Origin of the sequence: Saccharothrix syringae, assembly GCF_009498035.1 — a bacterium.
GTDB classification, from domain to species: Bacteria; Actinomycetota; Actinomycetes; order Mycobacteriales; family Pseudonocardiaceae; genus Actinosynnema; species Actinosynnema syringae.
Window position 1 is genome coordinate 1,666,807 of record NZ_CP034550.1, and the last position, 12,631, is coordinate 1,679,437.

General features: G+C 71.6%; 16 protein-coding genes. 10 read left to right on the plus strand and 6 right to left on the minus strand.

The window, feature by feature from the left end; translation table 11 throughout:
* Positions 1 to 66: 66 nt before the first annotated feature.
* A complete protein-coding gene (locus EKG83_RS07905; RefSeq protein ID WP_228122536.1) occupies positions 67 to 270 on the plus strand; it encodes a hypothetical protein in 204 nt (67 codons plus the stop codon).
* On the opposite strand, the gene EKG83_RS07910 is transcribed toward EKG83_RS07905, so the two are convergent.
* Complete coding sequence (locus tag EKG83_RS07910) at positions 237 to 833, minus strand: hypothetical protein (RefSeq protein WP_153277935.1); 597 nt, start codon at positions 831 to 833, stop codon at positions 237 to 239. The two genes, EKG83_RS07905 and EKG83_RS07910, sit on opposite strands and share 34 nt — an antisense overlap.
* 220 nt (positions 834 to 1,053) lie before the next feature.
* Between EKG83_RS07910 and EKG83_RS07915 the strand changes: the two genes are divergently transcribed.
* The 3 genes from EKG83_RS07915 to EKG83_RS49525 all read left to right on the plus strand — a co-directional run bounded on the left by EKG83_RS07915 (position 1,054) and on the right by EKG83_RS49525 (position 2,874).
* Positions 1,054 to 1,743, plus strand: a complete 690-nt coding sequence (locus EKG83_RS07915) for a helix-turn-helix domain-containing protein (protein ID WP_228122537.1) — start codon at positions 1,054 to 1,056, stop codon at positions 1,741 to 1,743.
* Positions 1,744 to 1,749: 6 nt separating this feature from the next.
* Positions 1,750 to 2,487, plus strand: a complete 738-nt coding sequence (locus EKG83_RS07920) for a RibD family protein (RefSeq protein ID WP_033427473.1) — start codon at positions 1,750 to 1,752, stop codon at positions 2,485 to 2,487.
* Positions 2,488 to 2,589: 102 nt separating this feature from the next.
* Positions 2,590 to 2,874: a DUF397 domain-containing protein gene (locus tag EKG83_RS49525; RefSeq protein WP_033427472.1), complete on the plus strand. Its 285-nt coding sequence runs from the start codon at positions 2,590 to 2,592 to the stop codon at positions 2,872 to 2,874.
* Here the strand turns inward: EKG83_RS49525 and EKG83_RS07930 are convergent.
* Complete coding sequence (locus EKG83_RS07930; RefSeq protein ID WP_033427471.1) at positions 2,864 to 3,850, minus strand: aldo/keto reductase family protein; 987 nt, start codon at positions 3,848 to 3,850, stop codon at positions 2,864 to 2,866. The two genes, EKG83_RS49525 and EKG83_RS07930, sit on opposite strands and share 11 nt — an antisense overlap.
* Positions 3,851 to 4,134: 284 nt before the next feature.
* Here EKG83_RS07930 and EKG83_RS07935 point away from each other — a divergent pair, with 284 nt between their 5' ends.
* Positions 4,135 to 4,701 carry a hypothetical protein gene (locus EKG83_RS07935; RefSeq protein ID WP_153277936.1) on the plus strand — a complete coding sequence of 189 codons (567 nt, stop codon included), beginning with the start codon at positions 4,135 to 4,137 and terminating at the stop codon, positions 4,699 to 4,701.
* Here EKG83_RS07935 and EKG83_RS07940 read toward each other — a convergent pair.
* Positions 4,698 to 5,333: a DUF3043 domain-containing protein gene (locus EKG83_RS07940; protein ID WP_033427469.1), complete on the minus strand. Its 636-nt coding sequence runs from the start codon at positions 5,331 to 5,333 to the stop codon at positions 4,698 to 4,700. The two genes, EKG83_RS07935 and EKG83_RS07940, sit on opposite strands and share 4 nt — an antisense overlap.
* 42 nt (positions 5,334 to 5,375) lie before the next feature.
* Here EKG83_RS07940 and EKG83_RS07945 point away from each other — a divergent pair, with 42 nt between their 5' ends.
* The 3 genes from EKG83_RS07945 (at position 5,376) to EKG83_RS07955 (ending at position 7,823) form a co-directional block, all read left to right on the plus strand.
* A complete protein-coding gene (locus tag EKG83_RS07945; protein WP_033427468.1) occupies positions 5,376 to 6,392 on the plus strand; it encodes a glycerate kinase family protein in 1,017 nt (338 codons plus the stop codon).
* Between the two features lie 87 nt (positions 6,393 to 6,479).
* Positions 6,480 to 6,854: a HesB/IscA family protein gene (locus EKG83_RS07950; protein WP_033427467.1), complete on the plus strand. Its 375-nt coding sequence runs from the start codon at positions 6,480 to 6,482 to the stop codon at positions 6,852 to 6,854.
* A gap of 81 nt (positions 6,855 to 6,935) precedes the next feature.
* The gene (locus EKG83_RS07955; RefSeq protein ID WP_153277937.1) at positions 6,936 to 7,823 is read left to right on the plus strand and encodes a hypothetical protein; all 888 of its coding nucleotides are present in this window, start codon (positions 6,936 to 6,938) and stop codon (positions 7,821 to 7,823) included.
* A gap of 44 nt (positions 7,824 to 7,867) precedes the next feature.
* Here the strand turns inward: EKG83_RS07955 and EKG83_RS46770 are convergent, their stop codons facing one another.
* Together EKG83_RS46770 and asnB are read right to left on the minus strand one after the other, a co-directional pair.
* Complete coding sequence (locus EKG83_RS46770; protein ID WP_170191736.1) at positions 7,868 to 8,038, minus strand: hypothetical protein; 171 nt, start codon at positions 8,036 to 8,038, stop codon at positions 7,868 to 7,870.
* Between the two features lie 116 nt (positions 8,039 to 8,154).
* Entirely contained in the window at positions 8,155 to 10,083 is a 1,929-nt protein-coding gene (gene asnB, locus EKG83_RS07960; protein WP_033427466.1) for an asparagine synthase (glutamine-hydrolyzing), read from the minus strand.
* A gap of 196 nt (positions 10,084 to 10,279) precedes the next feature.
* On the opposite strand from asnB, the gene ctaC reads away from it, so the two are divergent.
* A complete protein-coding gene (gene ctaC, locus EKG83_RS07965; RefSeq protein ID WP_033427465.1) occupies positions 10,280 to 11,218 on the plus strand; it encodes an aa3-type cytochrome oxidase subunit II in 939 nt (312 codons plus the stop codon).
* A gap of 12 nt (positions 11,219 to 11,230) precedes the next feature.
* Positions 11,231 to 11,647, plus strand: coding sequence for a cytochrome c oxidase subunit 4 (locus tag EKG83_RS07970; protein ID WP_033427464.1), 417 nt, complete (start codon positions 11,231 to 11,233; stop codon positions 11,645 to 11,647).
* A 73-nt stretch (positions 11,648 to 11,720) separates the two neighbouring features.
* On the opposite strand, the gene EKG83_RS07975 is transcribed toward EKG83_RS07970, so the two are convergent.
* A complete protein-coding gene (locus tag EKG83_RS07975; RefSeq protein ID WP_033427750.1) occupies positions 11,721 to 12,389 on the minus strand; it encodes a lysophospholipid acyltransferase family protein in 669 nt (222 codons plus the stop codon).
* Positions 12,390 to 12,631: the final 242 nt, after the last annotated feature.

The following is a 12,631-nucleotide window of genomic DNA, read 5'->3' on the forward strand; positions in this document are numbered from 1 at the left end:
CATTCACTCCGTCGGCGCATAGCCTGGCCGCGAACGTTACCCAACGGACGCGCCGGGAGGGTGGCCGTGGTGGAGTACCGGTGGCGGTACCAGGACGAGCAGGGGCGTGAGGTCGAGGGACCGGCCGAGGTGTTCGCCGACCAGACGGCGGCCGAGGACTGGTTCGGCGGGGCTTGGGCGGAGCTGAGGGACGCCGGGGTGGCCCGGGTGACGCTGCTGCGCGACGAGGCCGAGGTCTACGGGCCGATGTCGCTCGCGCCGGCCGAGTAGGGCGGGTTCTTTTCTACGACTGTGCAGGCACGGAGCATCCGGACCAGTTTTGAAGCCGGGATCCAGCGGACGGCGGGGTCGGTGAAGGCGACCGGTTCGCTTTCGACAGCGACAGGGGAGTGCGGGCCCCTTCGGTAGCGGAAGCCGTCAACCCCGTAGACCGGGTGTGCGCGGGCGCGGATGAGGTGGTGTCCTTCTGCGCGCAGGGCGGGGCAGGTGCGGGTCGCCAAGTGCGCGCAGGGGTGGCAGATCGGGGGTTCGGCGACGAGCATTCCCTCGGGCCAATCCGGCCAGTCGCGGGTGCGGTCGGGGAGTAGCCACAGGACGCCGTCTCGGTCGTGGTCGGCTGGTCCGCCGCAGACCTGGCACAGCAGTTTGCGCATGGCGCGGCGTTGCCGGTGGACGTGGATCCGGGCGAACCGGGGTTTGCCCCGTCCGGGGTTGATGGTCGCGTGGTCCCAGACCACGAGCTGTGGATCGCTAACCGTCTCTTCGCTCCACATGGCGATGCAGGGGACGACAGGATTCGCTGTGCGGGCGATCTTGGCGGGTTTTGCAATCATGTGTCGACAGCTTTTCTTTTCGCTTGTCGCATCGGGTGCTTATGCCATTGCGTCGAGCCCGGTTGACTTGGTCTCCGTTCCTGCCGGTTGCGCCTGGTAGCCCGGTTGACTGGCGCGTTTGGCGTTGTCTGGTTCACGAAACCAGGTGTCTGGTATGAGGTGCGCTACAGTCTGGTATGGACGCGAAAGAGAGGAACGAGCTGTGTCGCAAGTTCCCGAGGTGGACGGCCTGCGGCTGAGGGCTGCCAGGGAGTACGCCGGGTTCTCCCTCACTCGGATGGCGCAGGCGACCAATTACTCCAAGTCGTACCTGGGCTTGGTGGAGACCGGCGTCAACCCGGTCACTCTCGAAGTGGTGGCGGCGTACGAGCGAGCATTGGGGATCGGTATGTATCGACCGGACATCAATCACCCGCGACTGAAGAAGATCGAAGGCCCCGAGCACCTGCAGAGAATTCGGGAGGCGGTGGAAGCCGGGGATCCCGACATCTTCGCCCAGGGGCCGACGTCCAGTTCGATCGACGCGGCCGTGGCCCCGGTCGTGGGGCCGGGGGCCATCGGGAACTTCCGCCGGTGGGCCGTCAGCGGGAAGACCTCGACGTTGCGGGCCAACGCGGTGAGCATCCTGGGCTTCCTGCCGGGGCGGGAGAACGCCGACATCGTCGTCCGGGTGCTGGAAACCGACGCCACCGTGCGACGGCTGTGCCTGGCTTCCGAGGTGTCCCGGCTGACCCAGTGCGGTTGGGACGTCGCCCTCGCGGTCGCGGACGACCCGACCACCGCGCCGGAGCCCAGGAGGCTCGCCGCCAAGCTCGCCAAGGAAGCGGTTGACCCGAAGGACACCGAGTCACGCTGGTGCGCGGGCTACCTGCTGCAACGCCTGGCGCCGGTCCTCGGTTCGGGGAGTTGACCAGCGGTGGCCACCCTCAGCGTTGACGAACTGGTCGGCCGAGACGAGTGGGACCGGGTCGTCGACACCCAGCGGCGGCCCTTCGTGGTCTACAAGTTCGCCGCCACCCTCGACGGGCGGATCGCGGCCGAGGACGGCACCAGCCAGTGGATCACCAGTGCGGAGAGCCGCGCCGAGGTGCACCTGCTGCGCGCGGGCTGTGACGCGACCGTCGTCGGCTCCGGCACGCAGCGGGCCGACAACCCCAACCTCGCCGTGCGCGGCAGCGACGACCCGCGGTTGGACATGTCGATTGTTGACAATCCCGAGCGGCAGCCGTTGCGGGTGGTGATCGACAGCAACGCCAGGACGCCTCGGGACGCGAACGTCTGCAACGACGCCGCGCCGACGCTGGTCGTGGTGGCCGAGGACGCCGACGCCTCGCACCTGGACGGGGTGGTGGAGGTGCTGCGGGTCAAGCGCGCCGATCGCGGACTCGACCTGGGGGAGGTCCTGGCCGGCCTCCTGGGGCGCGGGGTGCGGGCGGTGTTCCTCGAAGGCGGGCCGACCCTGGCCGGCAGCTTCATCGCCCGGGGCATGGTCGACCGGGTGGTGAACTACGTCGCCCCCGCCCTGCTCGGCTCGGGCAAGAGCGGTCTGGGGGACGCGGGCATCCGCAGCATGTCCGGCATCCTGCGCCTGGAGCTGGTCGACGTCGCCCGGTCGGGGACCGACGTGCGGTTGGTGTCGCGGCCGGTGCGGTAGGCCCCCGGACACCTTGTGAGACGCAGAAGTCTCGAAATGGCGAGGTCGAGGAGATGCTCACACCAGCACGACCGACGTGGAATAAAACCGGGAGAACGCCGCATGTCGAGGGACGACGCCGCCCTTGAAGGGGTCCGGTGGCGCACGAGCAGCCACGGCGACGGCGGACGGGACGCCGAGGGCCTGGAGATCGGTGCCCCGGCCGACCCCGGATCCGACGACAGGCGGTTCGCCCGGGACGCGAAGGACCGCGCCGGCGGCCACCTGACCTTCCCGGCACGCTCGTTCGCGGCCTTCGTCAAGTCCCAGCGGGGTTCCGACCGGTGGCAACGGGGCACCTCCCGCGCGGAGAGGTGCCCCGTTGCCGGCCCCCGACTCAGGGGGTGACGGTCAGCCGCGGGTCGGTTTCGACGGAGTCGCCCAGCACCTCGTCGATCTTCTCCAGCAGCTCGGCCTCCAGCTTCACGCCGGCCGCCTTGACGTTCTCGTGCACCTGCTCCGGCCGGGACGCGCCGATGATCGCGGACGCCACGTTCGGGTTCTGGAGCACCCACGCCACGGCGAGCTGGGCCAGCGAGAGACCCGCCTCCTCGGCCAGCGGCTTGAGCTTCTGCACCTTCTCCAGGACGTCGTCCTTCAGGAAGCGGGAGATGAACTTCGAGCCGTTCGCGTCGGTGGCCCGCGAGCCCTCCGGCACCGGTTGGCCGGGCAGGTACTTGCCGGTCAGCACGCCCTGGGCGATCGGCGACCACACGATCTGGCTGATGCCCTCGCGCTCCGAGGTCGGCACGACCTGCGGCTCGATGACGCGCCACAGCATCGAGTACTGCGGCTGGTTGGAGATGAACGGCACGTTCAGCTCACGGGCCAGCGCCGCGCCGCGCGCGATCTGCTCGGCGTTCCACTCCGAGACGCCGATGTAGAGCACCTTGCCCTGCCGCACCAGGTCGGCGAAGGCGAGCATGGTCTCCTCCAGCGGCACGGTCCGGTCGAACCGGTGGGCCTGGTAGAGGTCGACGTAGTCGGTCTGGAGGCGCTTGAGCGAGCCGTTGATGGACTCGACGATGTGCTTGCGGCCGAGGCCCTTGTCGTTGGGGCCACCGGGGCCGGTCGGCCAGAAGACCTTGGTGAAGATCTCCAGCGACTCGCGGCGCTGCCCCTTCAGGGCGCGGCCCAGCACCTCCTCGGCCTTCGTGTTGGCGTACACGTCGGCGGTGTCGAAGGTGGTGATGCCCGCGTCGAGCGCCGCGTGGACGCAGGCCGTGGCCTGCTCCTCCTCGACCTGGGAACCGTGGGTGAGCCAGTTGCCGTACGAGATCTCGCTGATGTTCAGGCCACTGCGGCCGAGGCGTCGGAACTCCATGCGGCCGAGTCTAATGAGGACTCGTTCGGCAAGCTAATGAACTGTCGGGACGCCCGGGAGGTGGAACGGACCGGCGGCTGACGGGGGACCGGCTCCTGCGACGAACCTCCCGCACGCCACCGCCCCGCGGAGGCGTGCACCTCGCTCCACCGCTGCCGACACCCGGCCCCGACCCGCAGAAGTGCGCCGACCCGTACGTCTGATCGGGTTGCCGGCGGCGTCTTCACCACCACGCGCCGGACGGCCTCCCTAGCGTGGTGCCCGGCCTCGTGAAGGAGGGCACCATGGGCGTCGGACCCACCGACCCGCACGTGCACAACCACGTCAGCGGCCCGGTGCACGGGAACGTGGTCCAGGCGCACACGGTGAACACCCACCCGCCGATCCCCGTCCTGGAGAGCAGCGCCCCCGGTGTGGTGCTGGTGCTGCTCGGCGCGGCGCTGGTGCTGACCTCGTTCGGGGGCTGGGCGTCGATCGTCTTCCGCGCCGTCGCCAGTGGCGGGGCCACCCGCTTCGGCCCGGTCCTGCCGTCCGGGGTGCCGCTGCCCGCCTTCTACTTCATCACGGTCGTCGGCGGCGGCGTCGTGTTCCTGATCGGCGGCTCCATCGCGACCAGGGACCCCGCGCGGCGGCGGTGGGTCGTGGTGCGGCACACCCTGGTGGCGGCGGCGGTGATCGCCGGGCTCGTCGTCGCGGTCGACCACCTGCGCGGCGAGGCGCCGTACGCGGACCTGCTGCCGCACTTCGCCGACTGCGGGGCGTCCACCGGGACCGGCGCGCCGGTGCCCACCAGGCCCTCCAGGGAGGCGCCCACGCTCCGGGAGTGGGTGTGCGCGACCCCGGTGCCCTAGACCCGGTCGCCCGCGCTCACCCGCGGCTTGGGCACGCGCAGCCGGCGGAGCTGGCTCGCCCGGATGAACGAGTACCAGCCGATGGACAGGCCGCGCGTCGTGTCGTTCGGGAACTTCAGCCGCACGCGGCGGGTGACCAGCCGGCCGAGCACGAAGCCCTCCACGATCATCGCCAGCAGCATGAACGTGGTCAGCAGCGTGGCCCACTGCTGGATCCGGGGCGACGGCACCAGCAGCGCGACGAACACCAGGATCGCCAGCGGCATGAACAGGCCCATCAGGTTGCGGCGCGAGTCGACCACGTCCCGGATGTAAGCCTTCACCGGACCCCGGTCGCGCGGCAGCAGGTACTTGTCGTCACCGGCCATCATGCGCTCGCGGCGCACGGCCGCCGCGGCGCGGCGCTCCTCCTTGGAGACCTTGCTCCCGCGCGCCCGCTTGAACGCCTCGCGCTGGGTGCGCGGCGGGGGCGGCACCGGGCCGCGCCGCTTGCCCTCCGCCTCGCGGCGCTTCGGCGTCGGCCGACCCTTGCCGGGGGTGCGCCCGGTGTCCGCCGGTGTCACCTCCGGGGCGCTCTGCTCCGGGGTGGCGGTCTCGGCGGCTTCGTCGGCGTTGCGGCGCAGGAACCTCACCTCACCAGAGTAGGAGATGCCCCGATAAGTACTGTTCGCGAGGTGCGAGTTGTCATTGCGCCGGACTGCTTCGGCGGAACGCTCACCGCCCGCGAGGTCGCCGGGGCCGTGGCCGCGGGCTGGCACCGCGCCGCGCCCGACGACGAGCTGCGGCTGCGCCCGCTGGCCGACGGCGGCCCGGGCTTCGTGGACGTGCTGCACACCGTGCTGGGCGGCGCGCTGCGCACCACGACCGTCACCGGACCCCTGGGCACGCCCGTCGAGGCCACCTGGCTGGAGCACGACGGCACCGCTTACCTCGAATCCGCCCAGGCATGCGGCCTGCACCTGATCCCGGCCGACCGGCGCCCGGCGACCGCCGAGACCGCCACCACCGCGGGCGTCGGCGAGCTGCTGAACGCCGCGCGCGGCGCGAGCACCATCGTGGTCGGCCTCGGCGGCTCCGGCACCACGGACGGCGGCGAGGGGATGCGCCGGACCGCGGACCCCGTCACCGCCCGGCTCGTGGCCGCCTCGGACGTGGAGAACCCGCTGCTGGGCCCGCACGGCGCCGCCCGCGCGTTCGGCCCGCAGAAGGGCGCCTCGCCCGAGGCGGTGGAGCGCCTGGAGGCCCGGCTCGCGGCCATGGCCGAGCTGGCGGGCGTGCGCGACCTGCCCGGCGCGGGCGCCGCGGGTGGCCTCGGCGCCGGCCTGATGGCCCTGGGCGCGACCGTGGTGTCCGGCGCGGGCCTGGTCCGCGAGCTGACCGGGCTGGACGCGGCGCTCGACCACGCCGACCTCGTCGTCACGGGGGAGGGCAGCTTCGACTGGCAGTCGCTGCGCGGCAAGCTGGTGACCGCCGTGGCCAGGGGCGCGGCCGAGCGGGGCGTGCCGTGCCTGGTGCTGGCCGGGCAGGTCACCGTCGGCAGGCGGGAGGCCGCGGCGGTCGGCGTCCAGGACTCCTACGCGGTGGCCGAGCACGCCGGCTCGGTGGAGCGGAGCCTCGCCGACCCGGCCGGCACCCTCGCCGACCTGGCCGCCCACGTGGCGAGGCAGTGGTCACACCCCCGCCCGTCCTAGCTGTGCCACCATGGTGGGTGGAACAAAGCGGGTGTTGCCCGTGTTCACCGGGTAGAGATGCCCGCAAAGGACCTCTGAGGGAGAGCCATGACGACCGCTCAGGACTCAGCCACCACTCCTGCTGACGCCCCGCCCACCCACGGCGTGACGCTCACCGACGCGGCGGCCACCAAGGCCAAGGCGCTGCTCGACCAGGAGGGGCGCGACGACATGCACCTGCGCATCGCCGTCCAGCCCGGTGGCTGTGCGGGGCTGCGCTACCAGCTGTTCTTCGACGAGCGCACGCTGGACGGCGACGCCCTGCGCGACTTCGGCGGCCTGAAGGTGGCTGTCGACCGCATGAGCGCCCCCTACGTCGAGGGCGCGGTGATCGACTTCGTGGACACCATCGAGAAGCAGGGTTTCACCATCGACAACCCGAACGCGGGCGGCTCCTGCGCCTGCGGCGACTCGTTCCACTGATCGGGCGTTGAGTTCACCGCTGAAGGGCCCCGCCGAGGTGGGGCCCTTCAGCGCTTGGGGGCCTGACTTCGGGGGGTGCTCGTGCCCGGTCCCGTCGGCGGCGGGTTCGTCGCGCACCTGCGCGACCGGATCGGCGCGCTGGTGCACCTCGACCAGCGGCACGGCGGGCTCGTCGCGGCCCCGGTGGCCCTGCGGGCGTACCGGGAGGCCCGGGACCGCCTCCGGGCCGGTGGGGTGCGGCGCGGCCACGGGCGCGACGCGTGCTCGGCGCTGGCCGAGCTGGGCGAGGTCGCGGGCTGGAGCCTGAGCGACGCCGCCGCCCCGCGCCTGGCCGAGCGGGTCAACCGCGAGGCACTGGGGTACGCGCGCCTGGCCGGTGACCGGGGCGTGGAGCTGTTCCTCCGGCAGAACACCGCCATGCTGGCCGAGTGGACCGGCAGGCCGCGCGAGTCGGCCGACCTCGTCGGCGCGGTCCTGGAGACCCGGCTGTCACCCCGCCTGGAGGCCCTGTTCCGGCTGCGCCTGGCCCACGCGTCGGCCCAGCTCGGCCTCGACGGGCAGGCACGCCGGCAGCTCGCGCGGGCCCGCGGCCTGTACGAGGACGGCGTGCGCGACGACGACCCGCCCTGGTCGTGGTGGATCAACGAGGCCCAGCTCAACTGGTTCGAGGGTGCCGTCCACCTGCGGCTGGGCCGCGCGGCGTCGGTCGAGGCGTTCGAGCGGGCGGCCGAGGCGGTCTCGGAGCCGCGCATGGACCGCAACTGCCGGCTGTGGGCGCTCTACGCCCACGCGGTGAACCGCTCCTGGGGTGACGTCGACCGGCTCGCCCGGGACCTGCTCCCGGCGGGGGGCATCCGCTCCGGCCTCGCCCGCGCCCGCCTGGACGCCGCGCTCGGCGCCCTCGACCGGGGGAGGGCGCCGGGCACGGTCCGCGAACTGGTCTCGGCCCTGCGAGCCCGGGCGCAGTGACCTGGCCTCGCGGCTCTGACCTGGGCGTTCCCGCTCCCGCGGGCTCAGACGTAGGCGTCGAGGTCCGCGACCTGCGCGTAGTGGGCGTCGTCGACCTCCCAGGGGGCCGCGGCGCCCGGCTCCGGGAGGGCCTGCCGCGCGGGGCGCAGCTCCTCCGGCAGCGCGGTGCAGTCGTCGATCAGCTGGGCCAGCGTGTCCGCCTCTGGGGTGCTCACCTCCGCGACCGTATTCGTGCGGAGAGCTTGACAAAAGCCCTACCCGGCGGTAATCGCCCCCGAACGCGAAGGGGCCCCGCGGCGCGGCAGGCGCACCGCGGGGCCCCGGGGAACCGTCAGAGCTTGACCGGGTAGTGCGGCTCCGGCACGACCGGGCGGATCCGGCCCTCCACGAAGATGCCGTGCCAGATCATGAACACCAGCAGCGCCCAGATCCGGCGGCTGTTGTCCGCCACGCCCGACCGGTGCTCCTCGATGACCCGCAGCACCGCGTCCTTGTCGATGTACCGGTCGGTCTGCGACTGGCGCACGTGGTCGACCGCCCACTCGTGCATCTCGTCCTTGAGCCAGTGCCGGATCGGCACCGGGAAGCCCAGCTTGCGGCGGTTCAGCACGTGCGCGGGCACGATGTCGCGGATCGCCCGGCGCAGCGCGTGCTTGGTGGTCTCCCGGGTCAGCTTCAGCTCCGAGGGCACCTGCGAGGCGATCCGGAACACCTCCGGGTCCAGGAACGGCACCCGCAGCTCCAGCGAGTTCGCCATGGTCATCTTGTCCGCCTTGACCAGGATGTCGCCCCGCAGCCAGGTGAACAGGTCCACGTGCTGCATCCGCGTCACCGGGTCCCAGCCCTCCGACTCGCGGTACGGCTGCGCGGTCACGTCCTGGTGCGACACGTTCGGGTCATAGGTGCGCAGCACCTGCCGAAGCTGGTCGTCCAGGAAGATCCGGGCGTTGCCGTAGTAGCGCTCCTCCAAGGTCAGCGCGCCCCGCCGCAGCAGGTCCTTGCCGCGCACGCCCTGCGGGATCTTCGTGGACACCTTGCCCATGGCCTTGCGCAGCGCGCCCGGCACCCGCTCGAACGGCGCCAGCGACAGCGGCTCGCGGTAGATGGTGTAACCGCCGAACAGCTCGTCCGCGCCCTCGCCCGACAGCACCACCTTCACGTGCTCGCGCGCCTCGCGGGCGATGAACCACAGCGGCACCAGCGCCGGGTCGGCCACCGGGTCGTCCAGGTACCAGGTGATCAGCGGCAGGGCGTCCATCATCTCCTGCGCCGTCACCGCCCGGACCACGTGCTTCACCCCGATCGCGGCGGCCGACTCGGCGGCCACGTCGATCTCGGAGTAGCCCTGCCGGTGGAAACCGGTGGTGAACGTGATCAGGTCCGGGTTGTGCTCCTTGGCCAGCGCCGCGACCACGGTCGAGTCGATGCCGCCGGACAGGAACGAGCCGACCGTCACGTCCGCGCGCATGTGCTTGGCCACCGAGTCGCGCAGCGCCTCGGTGATCTCGTCGTAGAGCCGGTTCTCGTCCGCCTCGCCGCGCACCGCGCGCGGCCGGAACGTCGCCGGGAAGTACCGCTCGACCACCGGCTCGCCACCCGGCGTGAGCGTGAACGACGTGCCGGACTCGATCCGGTGAACCCGCGAGTGCAGGGACTCCGGCTCGGGCACGTACTGCAGGATCAGGTAGTGCTGGAGGGCCTTCTGGTCGACCTCCGGCCGGATGCCGATGGCCGGGGCCAGTTCCAGCACCGACTTCTTCTCGCTGGAGAACGCCACGCCGCCCGGCCCGGCCGCGTAGTACAGCGGCTTGATGCCGAACGGGTCGCGCGCGCCGAACACCACGCGCCGCGCCTTGTCCCAGATCAGGAAGGCGAACATGCCGCGCAACCTGGCCACCGCGGACGGGCCCCAGTAGTGGTAGGCCGCCACGATGGTCTCGGTGTCGCCGTCGGTGGCGAACCGGGCGCCGAACTGCTTGGTCAGCTCCGCCCGCAGCTCCAGGTAGTTGTAGATCTCGCCGTTGAACAGGATCGCGTACCGGCCCTGGGCCTCGGGCGGGCCCCAGTGCAGCGGTTGGTGCGAGTGCTCGATGTCGATGATGGACAGGCGGTTGAAGCCGAAGACGACCTCACCGCCCTGCCAGGTGCCGCTCTCGTCGGGGCCGCGGTGCCGCATGCAGCGCAGTGCCCCCGCCACCGCCGAGCGCGCCCGCTGGGCCTCGTCTTCGCCAGGGCAAACCAGTCCTACCAGGCCGCACACGCCGTAACACCTTTCGAGTCGTGTGGAGAAGAGTCCAGTATGCCGGGGCGGCTCTGTGTGACCGAAACTGCACCGCACGGGTGCGGCCCCCGAGGGGTGGGCCCCGTTGAGCTGGGTTACGCTCCCGCATGATCCGGCGAGGGCGCTCTAGTCCCTTGCCCGTGAGCACTTGAAGGCAGCGAGGAGGCGGCGAGCAGTGGGCCTGAAGGAGGGCACCAGGGCAGCCCGGCTGGCGAAGGTCGGTGGGCTGGTCGGCCTGGTCGGCGTCGGGGCCACGGGTTGCTCCACGGAAGAGGTGATGCGCTTCGGCTGGCCGGCGGGTGTGACCCCGCAGGCCGAGGCGATGCGCGAGCTGTGGACGTGGTCGGTCGTCGCCGCGCTCGCGGTCGGCGTCATCGTGTGGGGCCTGATCCTCTGGTCGATCGCGTTCCACCGCAAGAAGAGCGAGGAGCTGCCGCGCCAGGTCGCCTACAACCTGCCGCTGGAGATCGTCCTCCTGGTCGTGCCCACGGTCATCGTCGCGGTGCTGTTCTACTTCACCGCGGTGACGCAGAACTACGTCATCCGGGAGAGCGACGACCCGGACGTGACGGTCGACGTGATCGCGTTCCAGTGGAACTGGGAGTTCCGCTACCCGGAGTACAAGCTGGAGTCCGATGACACCCTCCCGGTGAGCACGGTCGGGTCGTCCGGCGAGATCCCGCTGCTGGTCCTGCCCCAGGGCCGCTCGGTGCGGTTCAACCTGGAGTCGACCGACGTCATCCACTCGTTCTTCGTGCCGGAGTTCCACTTCAAGCGCGACGTGTTCCCGGAGCCGAAGAAGAACAACCAGGACAACTCGTTCGAGATCGAGCGGATCGACCGGACGGGCTCGTTCGTGGGCCGCTGCGCCGAGCTGTGCGGCACCTACCACGCGGTGATGAACTTCGAGGTCCGGGCCCTGGAGCAGGGCGACTTCGACCGGTACATGGAGCTGCGGCAGCGGACCAACGAGGCGACCGGCCTGCCCTACACCGCGGCCGAGGCGCTCGGCGAGGTGGACTGCGGCGAGCTGTGCACGCCGTACGCCGTGACGACCAAGCCCTTCGACACCGACCGGACCGTCCGCGAGGCGTCGTCCGGCGGCGGGAAGTAGGAGGACGCTGCGATGAAGGTCGAAGCCCGCATTTTCGACTTGGTGATGGCGTTCTCGTTCCTGATGGCCGTCGTGTACGGCTACTGGACGTGGGCGGACACCGGGGCCGTCGAGCCCGTCGGCACGGTCGCCCTGGCCCTGACCGGCGGCCTGGCCCTGATCGTGGGCACGTACTTCCGGTTCGTCGCCCGCCGCATCGAGGTGCGGCCGGAGGACAACGCGGACGCCGAGATCAGCGACGGCGCCGGTGAGCTGGGCTTCTTCAGCCCGGGCAGCTACTGGCCGATCGGCCTGGCCGCGGCGGCCGCGACCGCGGGCGTGGCGCTCGCGTTCTGGCACGTCTGGATGCTGGTGATCGCGATCGTGCTGGTGCTGATCGCGGTCGGCGGCCTGGTGTTCGAGTACCACACGGGCCCGAACCACGAGTGAGCCCGCTTCGGCGGAAGGCCCCCACCCGACCGGGTGGGGGCCTTCTTCGCTTTCCGGGCCTTCCCGGGCGTTCTCAGGCCGCCTTGGCGTTGTTCTGGTAGCTGTCGACGTACTCCTGCCCGGACAGCTCCAGGATGCGGTAGACGACCTCGTCGGTGATCGACCGGAGCACCGGCAGCGACTCCTGCATGCCCGCGTACCGGTCGAAGCGCAGCGGCGCGCCGAACCGCACGGTCACCGGCCGGATGCGGGGCAGCCTCGCGTCGACGGGCTGGACCTCGTCGGTGCCCACGAGCCCCACCGGGACGACCGGCGCGCCGGACTCCAGCGCCATGCGCGCGACGCCCGTGCGGCCGCGGTGCAGGCGGCCGTCCAGCGAGCGCGTGCCCTCCGGGTAGATGGCGAACGCGCCGCCGTCGTCCAGGATGGCCTTGGCGGTGTCCAGCGAGGCCCTGGCGGCCCGGCCGAGGCCGCGGCGGACGGGGACGTGGCCCAGGGAGCCGAAGAAGTAGCGGGACAGGGCGCCCTTGACGCCCTTGCCCTCGAAGTACTCGGCCTTGGCGAGGAAGGAGACGCGGCGCGGCACCACCATGGGGATGACGATGCTGTCGATGAACGACAGGTGGTTGGCCGCCAGGATGACCGGGCCGGTGGCCGGTACGTTCTCCAGCCCTTCGACGCGGGGGCGGTAGACCAGGCGCGCCGTGGGCGCCACCACGCGCTTCATCACCGTGTAGAGCATGCCCACAGCATGACTCGCGCCTGTTGCGGCGTGGTGAAAAGGTGTCCCGGGTCTCCCAACCCCGCGTGTCCTCCACTCGAACACCGCGTGTCCTCCACTCCGACACCGGGTGACGGCCGCTGCAACACCGGGTGACGGCCGCTGCAACACCGGGTGAGAGCCGTCGACGTGCCGGAGTGCGACCTGAGCCTTCCGGGTGCGACGGCACGGCCTGGCGTCGTCGACCCGCGGCGGGCGAACCA